This is a genomic window from Natronorubrum tibetense GA33, assembly GCF_000383975.1.
Taxonomy (GTDB): Archaea; Halobacteriota; Halobacteria; order Halobacteriales; family Natrialbaceae; genus Natronorubrum; species Natronorubrum tibetense.
In genome coordinates, this window is the sequence record NZ_KB913017.1 from 498799 (window position 1) to 512231 (window position 13433).

The following is a 13433-nucleotide window of genomic DNA, read 5'->3' on the forward strand; positions in this document are numbered from 1 at the left end:
AGTGCTTAACGGATGCCACCCACAGGTTGCGATATGATTCGAGGTGTGAGCTATGGTCAGCAGTGAAGGACTCGGTCGACTCGCGATTGTCGTGCTCGGCGCAGCAGTGTTCGCCGCCCTCGGCGTCGCCTTGTTCGTCGTCGCGCCGGCGAACATGACGGACCTCGTGGGCATCGTGCTCGCGCTCGTGGTCGTACTCGTCGGGCTCCGCATCGCGGGGAACATCGCGAATTCGGTGTTCCCGGGCTACGACGTCGCCGAGGTCGCGGTCGAGGGACCGATCACCCGCGACGGCGGCGGGGGACGATTTCCCTCGAGTCCGGGCTCGACTCCGGCCGACGATATAGTCGACCAGATCGACCGCGCCGACGAGGACGAGAGCGTCGACGCCTTACTCTTGAAACTCAACACGCCGGGCGGCGAGGTCGTCCCGAGCGACGACATCCGGCTCGCGGCCGAACGCTTCGACGGCCCGACGGTCGCGTACACGACGGACGTCTGTGCCAGCGGCGGCTACTGGATCGCCAGCGGCTGTGACGAACTCTGGGCTCGAGACGGCAGCATCGTCGGCTCCATCGGCGTCATCGGCTCCCGGGTGAACGCGAGCGACCTCGCGGAGAAGGTCGGACTCTCCTACGAGCGGTTTGCGGCGGGTGAGTTCAAGGACGCCGGAACGCCACTGAAAGACCTCGAGGAAAAGGAACGCGACTACCTGCAGGGACTGATCGACGACTACTACGAGACGTTCGTCGAGCGGGTCAGCGACGGCCGCGACCTTGACAGCGAGTTCGTCCGGGACACGGAGGCTCGCATCTATCTCGGCGAGGAGGCCTACGAGATGGACCTGGTCGACCACCTCGGGACGCGCCGAGAGATCGAGACCGAACTGGCCGACCGGCTGGATCGAGACGAAGTCTCCGTCGAGGAGTTCGAACCCGACCGTCCGCTGATGGCCCGCGTCGGCACCGGTGCCCAGCAGATCGCCTACGCCTTTGGAGCCGGTATCTCCGGGCTCGCCGGGGACCGCGAGTTCCGACTGCGGACCTGAGTCGACGCAGGCCGAACGCCGTCCGCCAACAATTCGAACGAGTAAGTGGTTTTATCGTCACACAGCATGGAACAGCAACCGTGACAACGCTGGTCGTCTGTCTCGACCGGACCGACGACGTGGGACGCAAGACCGGTCTTCGGTCGCCCGTCGTCGGCTGGGAGGCAGTCCGCGCGCTCGTGACCGACGTCGGACTCGCGGATCCGGAGGATTCGGGAGTCAACTCCCTGCTCGAGACGTTGCGCGTCGCCCAGGATCTCCGCGACGAGAACGAAGAGGTCGTCGTCGCGGTCGTCTCGGGGGACCGAGAGTCGATGGTCTCGGCGGACCGAGCCGTCGCAAAGCAGATCGACGAACTCGTGGCCACGTACGATCCGGACTCCGCAGTCGTCGTCATCGACAGCGCGGAGGACGAGCGACTGGTGCCGATCGTCGAGAGCCGCGTCCAGGTCGACTCGGTCGACCGCGTCGTGGTTCGACAGGCGCGGGACATCGAGTCGACCTACTACCTGCTCAAGCAGTTCCTCGCCGACGAGGAACTGCGCCAGACCGTGCTCGTGCCGATCGGGCTGACGTTTCTGGTCTTCCCGATGCTCGCGACGTTCCTCGGGCCCGCACAGGGAGCGGCCGCCATCACGACCGTCATCGGCATCTTCCTGCTCTACAAGGGGTTCAATATCGACGACTGGATCGCTAGAGTCGGCCATCAGGTTCGCGAATCGCTGTACTCGGGGCAGGTCTCGGTCGTCACCTACGTCGTCGCCGCCGGCTTGACCCTCGTCGGCCTCTTCGCGGGGGTCCTCGGCGTCTCGAGTCTCGATGACCCACCGGGCGTCGTGATCCCGGCGATGCAGTTCGCCTTCGACGCCGTCCCGTGGCTCGCGATGGCCGCCCTGACGGCCAGCGCCGGCCGACTGCTCGACGAGGCTATTAGCGACGAGCCGATCCGGACGTCTTTCCTCAATCTTCCCTTTATCGTCGTCTCCGTCTCGCTGGTGGTTCGCGGGTTCTCCGCGTACTTCCTCGAGCAACAGGGCGTCGAAGAGCCGTTCTCGGTGCCGGCCTACGAGTTCGGCGTGGTATCGAACGAGAGCTTCACGATCACGGCCGGCGAGCGACTCGCGCTGTTCGTCGTCGTCGCGATCGTGATCAGTCTCGTCGGCGCGCGGGTCGCGTCGTACTTCAGCGGGACTCGAAACGGCGACGAAGCAGAACTCGCGGACGGCTCCGGGTCGACGATCGCCGAACCGGACCGGGAGTCGAGCGCAGACTCCCCGTCCGAACTCACCGACGGCGGGCCGGCGAGGGAGTCCTCCCCGGCGATCGACTCGGAACCGACCGCCGACCCCGCGTCCGAGCCAGGTTCGAACGACGAACCGGATTCGAGGGAGTAACACGCTCGCAGGACGACTCGGTACCCATTTACTCCCGTACGCGTACTGACGACCATGAGCGACACAGACGGCACGTGGGTGAGTCTCTTTTCGGGCGGCAAGGATTCCTCCTGGGCGCTGTATCAGGCCCTCGAGGACGGACTCGAGGTCTCCCGCCTCGTCACGGTCCACCCGACGGGCGACTCCTACATGTACCACGTCCCCGCGACGGCTCTCGCCGCGCTCGCGGCCGAGAGCACCGGGATTCCGCTCGTCGACGTCGAGCCCGAGGACTTCGAGGCCGCCGACGCGGCCGACTCGGGAACGCAGGGCGACGACGAACTCGAGCCGCTCGAGGCCGCCCTGACCGAACTCGATAGCGAACTCGAGGGCGGCATCGCCGGCGTGACGGCGGGAGCCGTCGAGAGCGAGTACCAGACGAGCCGCATCCAGGGGATGTGCGACCGACTCGGCTGCGAGCTGTACGCCCCGCTCTGGCAGGAGGAGCCCCGCGAACTCGCGGACGCGATGCTCGAGGCCGGCTTCGAGATCAAACTCATCCAGGTCGCGGCGGAAGGGTTGGACGAGTCGTGGCTCGGTCGGACGCTCGACCGCGAAGCCATCGAGGAACTCGAGGAACTACACGAGGAGTACGGCGTCCACATCCTCGGAGAGGGCGGCGAATTCGAGACGCTGGTAGTGGATGGACCGCACATGGACCGAAAGATCGACCTCGAGTACGAAATTGAGTGGGAGGGGACGCGGGGACGGCTGCGGATTACGGATGCAGAACTGGTCTAAGATCACACTACCGCGAGCGAACAGCGAGAGCGTGCTCTCGCCAGACAGATTTTTTGTTCGAGGAGTCAACCGGAGGCTGACCCGAAAAAAACCTGTTCGTCTGGGAGCTTCGCGAACGCTACCGCATCGACCGCGAACTCGAGGACCCGTTCACCGAGTCGCGATCAGCCGAGATCGACGGTCGATCCCGCCGCCTCGAGAACTGCCTCGCGGACGTCCCCGTCGGTGAACGTCCACCACGCGAGACGGTCGACCTCGAGCATCGTGTACGACGACTCGAGGGCCAGCCACTCGCCTGAGGCGATGGTCCGCAGATCGGTCGCCGTATCGAGGGGAGACGACTCGAGGTCGTCGTCGACGGCGTCAATCAGGGCCACGACTGTCGGATCGGGCGTGATCGCCTCGATCCCCGCGAGCTGGCGGAGGGACTGAAAACTCGAGGGACCGACGCCGGCGATCGAACCGATGGGATCCGCGTCGTAGCGATAGGGGTCCGCCGCGCTCGCCCAGCCGACGAGCGCGGCCAGATCGTCGGTTTCCGGCCGATCCGCGAGCACGCGGGCGGCCTCGAGCAGGACGTGGCGTTTTCGCTGCGCGCCGAACGCGTCGATCAGGTCCTCGTCCTCGAGATCGAGCGTCGCCAGCGCGTCGAACGAATCGACGCGACCGGTCATCACGAACGCCTCGCGGAACCGTTCGACGGTCGGCTTGACGCCACCGACAAACCCCTGTCCAGTCGTCGACGCGGCGGCCTCGGCCAGCAGGAGCCGGGGATCGTCGCCGCTCCAGCGGCGATGCTCGCGGAAGGCCGCTGCGAGGTCCTCGCAGGGAACGCCCTCGGCGTGCCGGTCGAGGATCGACTGCACCCTCTCGGACATGTAGCTTGTCGACACACATCACACGGGAGACGTATAGCTGTATCGTCCAGCAGTGGCTCAACTGCTGTCCGTCGGGGGTCGCTGGCGAGAACACCGACGCCTGCTCACTGCGGCGACCCGTTCGTAATCGTCGTGTGAGCGCCGATCAGTGCGCCCGCGAGATCCAGTTCCTCGAGGTGGGTCCCCTCGTCGATGATCGAGCGGCGAATGTCGCCGTTGCGAACCGTCGCCTTCGGGAAGATCACCGCCTGATCGAGGTTCGTGTTCTCGAGGGTGACGTCGGCCATCACGTGGACGTTGTCGCCGATCGAGGCGTTCTCGAGGGTCGCCGAGTCGTCGACCAGCGAGTCGCCGTCTAAGTGCCAGGCGACGGCGTCGAGATAGCTCTCGGGGGTTCCGATGTCGAACCACGCGTCCTCGAAGGTGTACGCGTAGGTTGCCTCGCGCTCTTGGAGCCACTGGACGAACCAGCCGGGCTCGTCGGGGTTGTTCCCGTCCTCGAGGTACGTCGAGAGCAGGGAGAGCGAGTCGGCGGGGAACGCATAGCAGGCGATCGAGACGAGCGTACTCTTTGGGTCGTCGGGTTTCTCCTGAAAATTGACGACCCGCTCGCCGTCGAGTTCGACCAGCCCGTAGGATTTGGCTTTCTCGCGCGAGCCGACGTCGTAGGCGGCCAACGTCGGTGCCCTTCGTTGCTCGAAGTCGTCGATAAAGTCGCTCACGTCGAAACTGATCAGGTTGTCACCCGCGATGACCAGCAGATCGTCGGTGACGTTCTCGCGGTCGATCAGCTGTGCGAGCGCTCCCACGACGCCGAACTTATCGTCTTCCTCGCTCGTCTCCTCGATCGACAGCGTCGGCTTTTCGAACTCGCTGTCGGCGAGGTGAGCCTCGAAGTCGGGCGCAAACCGCTCGTTCGTGCTGACGTAGACCTCGTCGATTCGTCCGTCCGCCTCGAGTTCGGCGAAGATACGATCGATGACGGTCGACTCACCGATCGGGAGGAACATCTTCGGCCGATGCTTCGTGATCGGCCACATGCGGGTCGCGTATCCGCCGGCAAGGACGACGGCCTTCATGTCACGGTGTTCACCTGCGTGGGGTAAGTGGTTTGTCCTTTCATGCGGTTTGCTGTACCGATGTACCGGTGGGACCGCAGGACGGTCGCGGTCGCACCGGAAATGACTCACAGCAGACAGTATCAGTAGTTCTCGAGTCGCCGGACGCGAGCGGGACATGTAAGGGCTCGACGCTCGTGTCTCGAGTATGCGCGAGGCCGACGAAACGACGCGACAGCGACTTGCCGACGCCCTCCGTGAGGAACCCGCAACGCCGAGCGAACTCGCCGTCGAGCTCGATCTTACGCCCCACTCGGTGCTCCGACACGCCGAACACGTGTTCCGGTCGGTAGACAGCGCGGAGACGGATGAACAGCTACTCGTCGCACCGCCGACGTGTCGCGACTGCGGTTTCGACGACTTCGACGACCTGTTGAATTTACCGTCCCGATGCCCCAGCTGCAAGAGTGAGGCCGTCTCAGAGCCGACGCTGACGATCGAGTGAGACGTACCGGTCGACGGGACAATCCGTTTTCGCTGACAACCTGAAACGGATTCGATACTAATATTTACTGTGGAGGCGAGAAATCGGTACGAACCCTCGAGCGACGGACGGTCGACCCCGACGGTCCGACCGATCGTTCCCCCACCTCTCGTCTTCACGTTACGGGGGCTCGTTCGTTCCGAGCGGTCTCACGGAATATACACATGACTGCCACACCCCCTACCGAGTCCGACTGTGTCGAGTTCGTGCTGGCGGTCCTCGACAACCTGGAATCCTGTGAGGCGTCGGCACCGACGGTCAACCGGGCGTTCGGGCTACTCTCCGACCAGCGCAGACGGCTCCTCCTCGAGGTGATGCGTACGTACGGCGAATCGCTGACCCTCCCGGACGCCGCCGAGGAGGTCGCCGTTCGCGAAACCGGTTGCAAGGTGACGAACATCTCGGCCGAGCGCGTCCACGAGGTCTATATCTCGCTCTACCACGATCACCTTCCCCGACTGGTCGATGCGGGACTGCTCGAGTACGATCAGGAACGGGATCTGGTCTCCCCCGCCGCACTCCGCTGACCAGAACCTAGATTTTGACGTTTGAGGTCGACGTGAGATCGCCGTCGTCCTCGATCGGTCCCTCGCCGACGAACGAGTACTCGTCGTCAGTCAGATAGACGTCGCCGCCGTCGACGGTGATCTCGAGGGCTGTCAGGTACGCTCCCTCGCAGGGCCCGTGCGTACACTCGCCCGAGCCGCTATCGAAGTACGCACCGTGGTTAGCACAAACGAGTTCGCCGTCTCGCATTGGGGCACCCGATCCCTTGTCGATCTTGATGTGGGTGAGGTGCTGACAGTAGTTCAACCAGCAAGAGAGCCGCGTGCCACCGGTACGTTCGGCGGACCGATCGTCCCCACAGCCGTCGTGTGGGCCGTCGTCGCAGTCGCTGGACGAACCGTCAGCGCCGTCGCTCGCGACGAGAATCGCCTCCCACGTTTCGCCCTCGTCGTTCGTCACTCGAAAGAGCAGCGTCGACTCCGTCGGCACCTCCTCGAGCGCGGCGATCCGCTCTGAGACATCCATTGGCGCCCCGGTTATTGACCGGCGATCCTGAACGTTTCGATACGGTACCCGTCTGACGCAAGTTTAACACCCTGAGAACCAAACGACGGGCAATGGACTCCCTTCTCATCTACGGCTCGTACGGCTACACCGGTCGGCTAATCGCCCGCGAAGCCGTCTCTCGAGGAGGATCGCCGGCTATCGCCGGTCGTGACGGACGCGCCGTCGCGCGTCAGGCGGACGAACTCGGCGTGGAAGGACGCACGTTCGGCCTCGGTGACGATGTCACCTCCCATATCCGGAATTTCGACGCCGTCTTGAACTGTGCGGGCCCGTTCGTGAAGACGGTCGATCCGCTCGTCGAGGCCTGTCTCGAGACCGAAACCGATTACCTCGACATCACCGGCGAGTTCCGCGTCTTCGAGCGGTTGCGTCGCCGCGATGAGGCGGCTCGAGACGCGAACGTGACGCTGCTTCCCGGCGTCGGTTTCGAGGTCGTCCCGTCGGACTGTCTAGCGTCGTTTTTACACGAGCAGGTTCCGTCGGCGACCGAGCTCTCGTTGGGCGTCAAGGGTAACGGGCCCCTCTCGCGGGGAACCGCCCGGACGTTCGTCGAACAGCTCGGAACCGACGGCGTCGTTCGCCGGAACGGTCGGCTGATCAAGGTGCCAGTAGGCTTTCGGACGCGCGAGATCGATTTCGGTACCGGTCCCGAGCACGCCGTCTCAGTCCCGTGGGCCGACGTCGTCACCGCCGCACACAGTACGGGAATCGACTCGATCGAGGTGTACGCGGCCGTGCCGTCGTGGGCGACCCGTGGAATGGCTGCCGTCGACTCGCTAAGCTGGCTGCTCGAGCGACGCCCGGTCAAACGCGGACTGAAACGGCTGGTGGATTCGCAGGCGAGCGGCCCCACGGAACGCGACCTTGCAACCGATTCGGCAACGATCTGGGGCGAAGCGATCGACCCCTCGACCGGCCGTCGCGCACGCGCTCGAGTCCGAACGCCGAACCCCTACGCGCTCACAGCCGAGAGCGCGGTGACCGCCGCCGAACGGCTCCTCAACGGGCACGACCGGTCCCGGAAACGGGTTCCGGCCGGGTTCCAGACGCCGGCGTCGGCGTTCGGCAGCGAGTTCGTCCTCGAACTGACGGGAACGGACCGCGAACTCCTCGCGGCGCCGAGCGAATCCGGCAAACCCGAGCGGTCGGCGCTCGAGTCCGACCACTGATTTCGACGAACGGGGCCGCGGCGAGCGATTCAGTCCTTACTGGGCGTGCTGCCGCGCTCGTCCATCATCGTTTGCGTTCGCTCGATCCAGGCACCGCGATAGAAGCCGACGGCGACGTAGACCGTCGCCCAGACGTAGTAGACGACGATCGAAGCGTAGATCGCCGGTACGCCGTAGCCCAGATAGATGCCACCCACGGCGGAGACGCCGAGCATCCCGACGAACATTCCCGAGACGCGAGCGATGAGCGGCGTCTGCGTGTCGCTGCCGCTCGTGAGCGCGCCCGCGAGGACGATGTACAGGGCGGTGACCGGCGCGGCGAGCGCGTAGGCACGGGCGAAGCCGCTCGCGTAGGACAGCGTCTCCGGATCGTCGGTGAACAGCGCGACCAGCGATTCGGCGGCCACAAAGAGGATCGCGCCGAGCGAACCGATGGTCACGACGGCGAGCGCGGCGGCGGCCCAGCCGTTGTACCGCGCGCCGGCGGGGTCGCCGTCCCCCAGCGTCTGGCCGACGACGATGCTCGTTCCGGTGCGATAGCCCCGGGAGAGCGGCCCCGTGAGTTGCTGGTAAACCCGGCGTCCGATCTGGTAGGCCGCGTTGACCTCCGTCCCGAAGTACAGCAGGATCGAGTTGAACGGGAACTCGATGATGGTCGTCGCCAGCCCCTCCGCGATTCGCGGCGCGCTGATCGCGAGCAGTTGTCTCGTGATCGTCCACTGGCGCGGGCGGACGAATCCCGCGGGCGTCCACGACCGCTGGATGGCCGCGACGAGCACGAGCGCGGAGAAGACGTTTCCGAAGGCGGTCGCGATGCCGACGCCGACGATCTGTAGCTCCGGGGCGGGTCCGAGTCCCAGTCCGAGCACGAGCGTTCCGACGATGTTGAGCGCGTTCGAAACGCCGTTGACGTACATCGGGGTCCGCGTGTCGCCGGCCCCCTGGATCGACCGCGCGGCGACCAGCGTGACGTGTCTGGCCGGGCTCGTCGCGAAGATGATCGCCAGATAGAGCCCGCCCATACGGGCGACCTCCGACTCGGCCCCCAGTACGTCGATCGCCCACCGACCGAAGAGGAAGCCGAACAGGACGAACGGCACCCCGGCGAGCGCGCCGATCAGGATCGCCTGCGTGATCGCCTCGTCCCGGTTCGTCGTCGCGCCGCTGCCCGTGTCCTGACTCGAAAGCGCGATGACGCCGCTACCGAGCCCCAACCCGATCCGGAGCGGCAGTCGAGCGTAGAGGTCTGCGAGGCCGACGGCTGCGACCGCCGCGGGAGAGAACAGCGCCGTCACGACGATATCCGTCGTCCGCATCAGCGTCCGGAGGAACTGCTCCACCATCACCGGCCACGAGAGGTCGAAGATGCGCCGCCAGACCGCGAACAGCCGTCGTCGTCCGCCGGGAAACACACGAAGATGTCGACTCCTCCGACGCTTGAAACTAGTGAAGGCGGCACTCGAGGCGAACCGCGGTCGTCGGATCGGAGACTGGGAGCACGGTCTCGATACGACTATCCGCTCGCTCTCCGAACGATTCACGAATAAATGAGTCAGTGGATCGTCCGCAATATCGTTCTCTCGTTCGTGCTGTGGGCCGTCTTCGCCTACGTCGCGATCGCGTGTTTCGAACTGTTCGTCTTGGGTCGGTTCGAGCGGACGAGATACCTCCCGGCCGCGATCGGAATGGGGATCGGATTCACCTTCGGAGTGCCGCTGCTCCCGATTCGCTCCGCCGACTCGACGTGATCACCGGTCCGGAGCGAATCGGTTCGGTTGCGTCCTCGAGTGGATTTATATCCGCCCCCGTCATTTCAGTAATTCACAATGTCTTCCGAACAGGTGACGCTCCGTGATCGGTTTCGGGAGGATCTCCGATCCGGATCGTTGCCGGTCATCCTCACGGCAGTTCCGCTCGCGATGGCGGTCGGTCTCGGGAGCGGCTGGTACTGGGACCAGTTCGCCGCCGGTTTCTTGCTGCTCCTGACGATCGGCGTACTCGTCCCCTACGCCCACGAAACGTACTGTTCACAGAATCAAAGCTGGAAGCGAGACGTACTGTGGACCGTCGGCGCGTCGGCGGTCGCCTGCGGGCTGTTCGCCAGCAGTTACCTGCTCGCCGGTACGCTGGTCACCGATCCGACCCACAACGCCGCGGCCGCGTTCGTAGCGACGTTCCTCAGTGGCGCGGTACTGCTACGATTCCTTCGGTAGTGCGCTGAACCCTCGACCGAACTCGATTACTCGTAACAGGTTTGCTCGACGCGCTCGTCGTACAGCCTCGAGAGTCGCTCCGTGATCGGGCCGCTCCCGATCATCCCTCCGTCGAGCGTCGCGATCGGCCGCAGTTCCCAGGTGCGGTTCGTCAGGAACGCCTCGTCGGCCGCGAGCACGTCCGCGAGTTCGTACCGCCCCTCTCGGACCGGAATATCGGCTTCGGCGGTCAACTCGAGCACGATTCGACGGGTGATCCCCGGCAACACGTCGGCGTCGGTCGTCGGCGTGTGCAGGACGCCCTCTTGGACAAAACACAGGTTGCTCGTCGCGCCTTCGGCGACGTATCCGTCGAGGTCAAACATGAGCGCTTCGTCCGCCTCACCGGCCCCGTCCTCGCTCTCGGCTCGCAGTTCCGCACGCGCCAGAATCCCGTTGAGGTAGTTGTGCGTCTTCGCCGCAGCCGGAATCGCTTCTTCGGGGATTCGGCGGGTTTCGACCGTCCGGACGGTCGCCAAGTCGTCCCAGACGGGGTCGCCGTCGACTCCCCCGCGCGGAAGCGGTTTGACGTAGATCACGACCGTCGGGTCGACCTCGGGCCGGGGAGTCAGTTTGCCCGGCTGTACGCCCCGCGTGATCGAGAGTCGGACATAGGCGTCCTCGAGGTCGTTCGCCGCGAGCGTCTCGTCGATACGGCCCCGGAGGTCGTCGCCGGAGAGACCGTGTGCAAGCGAGAGCGCCTCGCAGGTAGCCTCGAGTCGCTCGAGGTGAGCCCCCCACTCGAAAACCGTCCCGCCGTAGGCCCGCAGCGTCTCGAAGGCGGCGTCGCCGTACCGAAAGCCGCGGTCGTCGACGCTCACCGTCGCCTCGCTTGCGGGGACGAGGTCGCCGTCAACGTGGTAGATCGAGTCGCGCTCGTCAGCCACGCTGTTCCTCCGCGGCGAACCGACAGAAGTTCGCGATCATCCGCTTGCCGACCTCGAGCGAGATGCCGTCCCCGTCCGCGGCCTCGTCGTGACTGCGCGTGAGGATGCTCTCGGGGTGGAACTGGACGCCGATATGGGGCTTCTCGCGGTGGCGAACTGCCATCAACACGCCGCGCTCGTCGGTCGTCCGGGCCGTCTCGAGCAGTTCGTCGGGGAGGTCCTGCCGGTCGACCGCCAGCGAGTGGTAGCGTCCGACCTGAAACGTCTCGGGGAGTCCGTGGAAAAGCCCCTCGCCGTCGTGGTCCACCGTCGAGGGCTTGCCGTGGACGACGTGGGGAGCGTGGACGACCGGCGCTCCGTTTGCCGCACAGAGGGCCTGGTGGCCGAGACAGACGCCGAGAATCGGGTACTCGGTCTCGGCAAACAACGGAATCGAGATCCCCGCCTCCTCCGGTGTCCCCGGACCCGGCGAAACGACGATACCGGTCGGATCGATCGCCTCGAGGTCCGCGAGATTGATCTCGTCGTTGCGCCGGACCACGACCCGGTCCCCGACCTCGCCGGCGTCCTGGGACGGCGTCGCAGGGCCCGCCGAAGCGATCGCTTCGGCGACGTACTGGACGAGGTTGTACGCGAAGGAGTCGTAGTTGTCGATAACGAGAATTCGGGTCACGGGGCCCGTCGTATCACTCATCTGCTTCACCTCCATCGGTATCGAGGGCCATCCCTGCCCGCTCGCCGAGCGCCTCGTCGACGGCGGTGATCAGCGCGCGAGCCTTGTCCAGCGTTTCGTCGTACTCGAGGTCAGGGTCCGAATCGTGGACGATACCCGCGCCGACGCGGAGGTGGTACTCCTCGGCGTGGCGGACCAGCGTCCGGATGACGATGTTGAGCGTCGCCCGGCCGTCGAAGCCGAAGATCCCCATACTCCCCGTGTAGGGGCCGCGCCGGGTCGCCTCGAGTTCGTCGATGATCTCCATCGTTCGGGGTTTCGGCGCACCCGTGATCGTCCCGCCGGGGAACACCGCGGCGACCGCGTCGGCCAGCGTCTCCTCCGGTCGAAGACGCCCCGTCACGTTCGAGACGAGGTGCATCACCTCGGAGTAGCGGTCGATCCGACGGTACTCCTCGACCTCGACGGAGCCGTACTCGCTGACCTTTCCGAGATCGTTTCGCTCGAGATCGACCAGCATCGCGTGCTCGGCGCGTTCTTTCTCGTCGGTCCGGAGGTCCTCCTCGAGCGCCGCGTCTTCCGCGGCCGTCTCGCCGCGCGGTCGCGTGCCCGCAATCGGTTCCGTACGGAGGAACTCGCCGCCGCGCGCTCGCGGATCGCGAGCGGAATCCGGGGCGCGTGGCTCCCCGAGCCCGAGCAGCAGTTCGGGGCTGGCGCTCACCAGATCGGCCGCACGCAACTCGAGCAGTCCGGAGTAGGGGGCCGGGTTGACTCGCCTGAGCGCGTCGTAGGCCGCCACGGGGTGAACCGCGGCGGGGGCGACCAGCCGTTGGGAGATGTTCGCCTGGAAGGTGTCTCCGTCGCGTATGTACCCTTTGACCTTCCGGACGCGGTCAGCGAACGCCTCGCGGCCGCAATCGCTTTCGAAGGTCGCTTCCGGGGTCTCGAGCGGCGGCTCGCCGATGGCCGGATCGCCCTCGAGGGCGGCCCGCGCGAGTTCGAGCGCGCGCTCCCGACCGCGTTCGTAGGCCGTTTCGATCGTTTCGTCGTCGGGAACAGCCACGTCGCCATCAGCCTCGAGTGCGAGTCGCGGACAGGCCGTCACCCGGAGCGTCACCTCTTCGGCCCGCTCGTCGCCCGTAGGTGCCTCCCAGGCGGCCAACCGGTCGTAGACGCCGACCTCGAGTCGCGGCAGGTCGCGGTCGTCGACGGCCGACTCAGGGAGGGCTTCGAGTTCTCGGGCGACGTCGTAGGAGAGCCAGCCGACTGCGCCGCAGGGGTAGGGGACGTTACAGTCGCCGCGAACCAGTTCGTCTCGCTCGAGGAGCGCCTCGAGCGCCTCGAGCGTCGGCGAGCCGTCATCAGTTCGCGGGTACGTAACCGCGTCGGGTCCAACCCTCAGTCGATCGATGGGGTCGACGCCGAAATAACCCCAGCCGGGCTGCCCGCCGGTCGTCTCGAGAAAGACGCCGCCGTGGCTCTCGGGCACGCGTGCTCGACGGTAGGCGAGAAACGGATCGTCGACGGAGACTCGAAGTTCGACGGGAACGCGGATTCCACTGCTGTGCGTCGTCGCCTCAGGTGCTCCTCGAGTTTCTGTCTCGAGCCGATCACCGAGGGCGGCTCGAAACGACTCGAGCGAGGTGACGACGCGCGAATCGCTCATGTGCTTCGAG

At 65.8% G+C, this 13433-nt stretch carries 15 protein-coding genes; 8 read left to right on the top strand and 7 right to left on the bottom strand.

Annotation, left to right across the window (positions count from 1 at the left end; translation table 11 throughout):
- Positions 1 to 52 precede the first annotated feature (52 nt).
- From sppA to NATTI_RS0102635, 3 genes are all read left to right on the top strand, one after another.
- Positions 53 to 1048 (top strand): signal peptide peptidase SppA, encoded by a 996-nt coding sequence (gene sppA, locus NATTI_RS0102625; RefSeq protein ID WP_006092152.1) that lies wholly within the window; start codon positions 53 to 55, stop codon positions 1046 to 1048.
- A gap of 80 nt (positions 1049 to 1128) precedes the next feature.
- On the top strand, positions 1129 to 2442 hold the full coding sequence (locus tag NATTI_RS0102630; RefSeq protein WP_006092153.1) for a DUF373 family protein: 1314 nt from the start codon (positions 1129 to 1131) through the stop codon (positions 2440 to 2442).
- A gap of 54 nt (positions 2443 to 2496) precedes the next feature.
- The gene (locus NATTI_RS0102635; RefSeq protein ID WP_006092154.1) at positions 2497 to 3222 is read left to right on the top strand and encodes a diphthine--ammonia ligase; all 726 of its coding nucleotides are present in this window, start codon (positions 2497 to 2499) and stop codon (positions 3220 to 3222) included.
- 164 nt (positions 3223 to 3386) lie between these two features.
- Here NATTI_RS0102635 and NATTI_RS0102640 read toward each other — a convergent pair whose 3' ends face one another.
- Positions 3387 to 4100: a hypothetical protein gene (locus tag NATTI_RS0102640; protein WP_006092155.1), complete on the bottom strand. Its 714-nt coding sequence runs from the start codon at positions 4098 to 4100 to the stop codon at positions 3387 to 3389.
- Positions 4101 to 4204: 104 nt separating this feature from the next.
- Complete coding sequence (locus NATTI_RS0102645; protein ID WP_006092156.1) at positions 4205 to 5179, bottom strand: sugar phosphate nucleotidyltransferase; 975 nt, start codon at positions 5177 to 5179, stop codon at positions 4205 to 4207.
- 187 nt (positions 5180 to 5366) lie between these two features.
- On the opposite strand from NATTI_RS0102645, the gene NATTI_RS0102650 reads away from it, so the two are divergent.
- A complete protein-coding gene (locus NATTI_RS0102650; RefSeq protein WP_006092157.1) occupies positions 5367 to 5663 on the top strand; it encodes a transcriptional regulator in 297 nt (98 codons plus the stop codon).
- A gap of 203 nt (positions 5664 to 5866) precedes the next feature.
- On the top strand, positions 5867 to 6229 hold the full coding sequence (locus tag NATTI_RS0102655; protein WP_006092158.1) for a DUF7344 domain-containing protein: 363 nt from the start codon (positions 5867 to 5869) through the stop codon (positions 6227 to 6229).
- Positions 6230 to 6236: 7 nt separating this feature from the next.
- Here the strand turns inward: NATTI_RS0102655 and NATTI_RS0102660 are convergent, their stop codons facing one another.
- Positions 6237 to 6734, bottom strand: coding sequence for a Rieske (2Fe-2S) protein (locus NATTI_RS0102660; protein ID WP_006092159.1), 498 nt, complete (start codon positions 6732 to 6734; stop codon positions 6237 to 6239).
- Between the two features lie 92 nt (positions 6735 to 6826).
- Between NATTI_RS0102660 and NATTI_RS0102665 the strand changes: the two genes are divergently transcribed.
- Complete coding sequence (locus NATTI_RS0102665) at positions 6827 to 7945, top strand: saccharopine dehydrogenase family protein (protein ID WP_006092160.1); 1119 nt, start codon at positions 6827 to 6829, stop codon at positions 7943 to 7945.
- Positions 7946 to 7974: 29 nt separating this feature from the next.
- On the opposite strand, the gene NATTI_RS0102670 is transcribed toward NATTI_RS0102665, so the two are convergent.
- On the bottom strand, positions 7975 to 9288 hold the full coding sequence (locus tag NATTI_RS0102670; protein WP_027119039.1) for an MATE family efflux transporter: 1314 nt from the start codon (positions 9286 to 9288) through the stop codon (positions 7975 to 7977).
- A gap of 204 nt (positions 9289 to 9492) precedes the next feature.
- Between NATTI_RS0102670 and NATTI_RS0102680 the strand changes: the two genes are divergently transcribed.
- Both NATTI_RS0102680 and NATTI_RS0102685 read left to right on the top strand, forming a co-directional pair.
- Positions 9493 to 9693, top strand: coding sequence for a hypothetical protein (locus NATTI_RS0102680; protein ID WP_006092162.1), 201 nt, complete (start codon positions 9493 to 9495; stop codon positions 9691 to 9693).
- 78 nt (positions 9694 to 9771) lie between these two features.
- Entirely contained in the window at positions 9772 to 10158 is a 387-nt protein-coding gene (locus tag NATTI_RS0102685; RefSeq protein ID WP_006092163.1) for a hypothetical protein, read from the top strand.
- A gap of 26 nt (positions 10159 to 10184) precedes the next feature.
- Here the strand turns inward: NATTI_RS0102685 and NATTI_RS0102690 are convergent, their stop codons facing one another.
- The 3 genes from NATTI_RS0102690 to NATTI_RS0102700 are packed head-to-tail and all read right to left on the bottom strand — an operon-like array spanning position 10185 to position 13423.
- Positions 10185 to 11084, bottom strand: coding sequence for an aminotransferase class IV (locus tag NATTI_RS0102690; protein WP_006092164.1), 900 nt, complete (start codon positions 11082 to 11084; stop codon positions 10185 to 10187).
- Positions 11077 to 11778 (bottom strand): anthranilate synthase component II, encoded by a 702-nt coding sequence (locus tag NATTI_RS0102695; RefSeq protein ID WP_241434408.1) that lies wholly within the window; start codon positions 11776 to 11778, stop codon positions 11077 to 11079. Before NATTI_RS0102695 ends, NATTI_RS0102690 begins: the two co-directional genes overlap by 8 nt.
- Positions 11771 to 13423 carry an anthranilate synthase component I family protein gene (locus NATTI_RS0102700; protein ID WP_006092166.1) on the bottom strand — a complete coding sequence of 551 codons (1653 nt, stop codon included), beginning with the start codon at positions 13421 to 13423 and terminating at the stop codon, positions 11771 to 11773. The genes NATTI_RS0102695 and NATTI_RS0102700 overlap by 8 nt, the downstream gene beginning before the upstream one ends.
- Between the last annotated feature and the right edge of the window lie 10 nt (positions 13424 to 13433).